Genomic DNA, 3,094 nt, shown 5'->3' on the forward strand with positions numbered 1-3,094 from the left:
TCGGGCATTGTCCTTCACCATATTACCCGCCGCATCGTACTGGTAGGTATTGGCTCTGTCACCCGTGACTTTCGTCACCGCATGGGGGCGGCTCGACTGGTAATGATAATGGCCCACACCTGTTTTATAGGTGATGTTACCCAGCTCATTATAGCTGATTGTGGTGCTCGGCCCCCCTGATATCGCACTGCTGGTAACCCGGTTCAGGCTGTCATACCCGAACGTTTCTTTCTTACCAATCGTATGGTCCTGACGATAGTTCAGGTTGCCCAGATTACTCCAGTTATAGGCCCAGTTCTGTAACGTGCCACTGCCCGTTGACTTCAGACTGGTCAGCAAGCCGGTCTTCTGATCGAACGCTTTAGTCCGGGTAATGCGACTGCCCAGCTTCTCCGTGGTGATGTTACCAAAGGCATCCGCCGCCGAGGCCTGCCAGACGACACTGTTCGTCTGCAAGTCTTTGAGGGAGCTCAGGTGCTTGTGAGCATTGTAGTGGTAAGTCACTGACTTGCCCGAGGCATCTGTCTCTTTATATAACTGACCGGCATTATTGAACGACCAGATTTCCTTATAGGTACTGCCGTCAATCACCGTGTGTTTCTCGCGAGTACGACCAAAGCTATCGTAATAAAAGCGTTCGGTAAAACCTGTCACCCTGTCCGTAGAGCTCGACACTTTCCCCTTCGCATACGCGCCACTGTCATAGCTATAGACCAGGTGGTGTTCAAGCTTATTACCACCACGCTTTCGCTGTACCTCCGTATTTCGGCCCAGTACATCGTATTGATACGTGATCACATTACCATTGCTGTCTGATTCACGAATCAACTGATGGTAAGCATTGTAGCTGTAATTGACTGTGCCCTTGTCAGGGTCGATTACACGGGTTTTATTGCCGTACTTATCAAAACTGACCTGGATTTTATTACCCTTAGGGCCAGTTAGCAGGCGCGTTTTACCATTTTCATCATATTCATAGTAAGCCGACTTATTATTAGCATCCATCACCTTAACCAGCAGACCCATCGCATTTGTCAGCTGTGTATGTCTCTGGTTAGACGGGTTAACCGTGGTCACACTTTCGCCGTTGTACTCGGTTTTCCAGATAGAGCCATCTGCCTTGGTTACCTGCACAACCCGGTTCTGCTTATCGTATTTGTAAACATTCCAAAGCGCAGTACCACCATGGAAGTAAGGCATAGACTCTTTGTATTTGCGACCTTTCGTATCATATACATAGTCAACGTTGATGAATGTGCCGCTCAGAGACATGCTAGAGTCACGCAGCACACGACCATACTTATCAAAGTACTGTCGGCTCGTCGGGCCGCTCTCAGACACACTTTCCTCGTAATAAGCAGCACCACTCACACAACCACTGGTGCACCAGTATTTACTCTGACTACTGCTCAGTGCTTTAGTACCTGTTTTGCTTGTGTTGTCGGCCGGGGTTGAGACTTCTCCCGTCAGACGACCCAGTTTATTATAGGTATAGTAAGTACGCTGACCATTGGTAGACTGGGTATAAGACTTACGACCCAGGCTGTCATGGCCAATAATACTGCGATGGCCCAGGCTGTTCTTCTCACCAGTCACCAAACGATAAGTGCTATCGTAAAACGTTTCTACGGTTTTAGTAGGTAAGCCCGATTTAGAGACCGTTTTCTTGCTGACTAAGCCATACCCGTTAAGGGTGTAGTTTATAATTGCCCCATTGTCTGCACTCGACCTAATTAAACGCCCTTTACTGTCATAGGCAAAGGTTGAGGTATGGGTGTTCTGATAGTTCCCTTTATTTGTGCCATTCAAACGGTTCAGATAACGCTTGGTCTCCACCGTTTTGGTAACCCGGCCACCATGATAGCTGTAACCATACGTGTTCGTTGTATCCGTCTTTGCATAGCCATTTCTTGTATCAACCACACTACTTTGTTTCAGTGGATTACCGAAGCTATCTACCGATGATACCGTTTTAGTTTTGGTCGATATGAGCGTCAGACTGCTAACATCTGTGTTATAAGTTTTAGTCACGACTTTAGAAGGGTACACTAGGTAAGGTTTAGTGCTGTTCGAAGTGACAAAGCTTGTTTCCTGCTTACGACCATAACTTGAGGTCATGTCTGATTTCAGACGCCAGATACTGGTGTTAACAGAAGCCGTACTCATGGTCGCAAACTGGGCGCTGTTTGAACGCACAGATGACGCCAGTGCACCGTTGAAACCCTCTGCCGCACTGAATGTCTCTATCGGTGCAACTCTTGGTAACTCACAGGCCCGATCTGCTTCCCAACGACAGTTACAAGTTTCAGGAAATACTTCACACGGATCAATAGGCCCGCCGCCACCCGACCCTCCGCCGGAGCCACCACCTGAGCCGCCACCGGTGGACGTGTCGCTGCCATAACGTACATAGGTCTGAACCCGCTCCGGGCTGCCCCGGTAATCCCCATCCTGACGATAGGTCGTGACTATCTTAGTGCCACCATTCACGCTTTCAGCTTCTATCTGACGGAAACCCAGCATGCCGCGGCCCACCTGGGCCTTTGCACCATGATACTTGTACTTAATGGTGTCATCATTCTTAATGAGTGCACTGACGACCCGTGCCCCTGACTTCATATCCGTAACACGGCCATTGCCCCAGCTCTTGGTGCGGGCATCGCTGTGTGGCGTATAGATATTACGGTTGTTCAGCGTCGAATACGACACCGTCGTATACGCACCAAATCCGTCTCGTACCGACGAGATCAGATTGGTCGGTGCATCCGAGTTCTGATAAAGACCCATGCGCCCCTGAAATACCAACTTGTCTGCGCTGCCATCACCCGTGACATCCATAAAGGTCGTAAAGTCATAGTTAGAGCCATGCGAGGTCAGTTTACGATACGTGAACCCTGTGCCATTGTAGAAGTAAAAATGGTCGCCATGATCTTCCCGGTACACCTCTGGGATCCCATCACCATTGATATCAAACACCTTCAGGCTTGGCTTGTCGTAGTTAAATAACTTGATCCCGCTGGCAAACCCTGTGCCTGTATTGATCCGGGCATACCAGTCATTATTACTGTTGCGGTACAGAATATCTGCCAGACCA

1 protein-coding gene is annotated in these 3,094 nt (G+C 49.1%); it reads right to left on the reverse strand.

The genetic code is table 11. The annotated features are described in order from the left end of the window. The coding region (locus MHN31_RS23920) for a hypothetical protein (RefSeq protein ID WP_239445528.1) at positions 1-3,094 on the reverse strand (3,094 nt) is incomplete at both ends.

Source organism: Pseudoalteromonas sp. McH1-42 (assembly GCF_022347845.1).
Taxonomy (GTDB): domain Bacteria; phylum Pseudomonadota; class Gammaproteobacteria; order Enterobacterales; family Alteromonadaceae; genus Pseudoalteromonas; species Pseudoalteromonas rubra_D.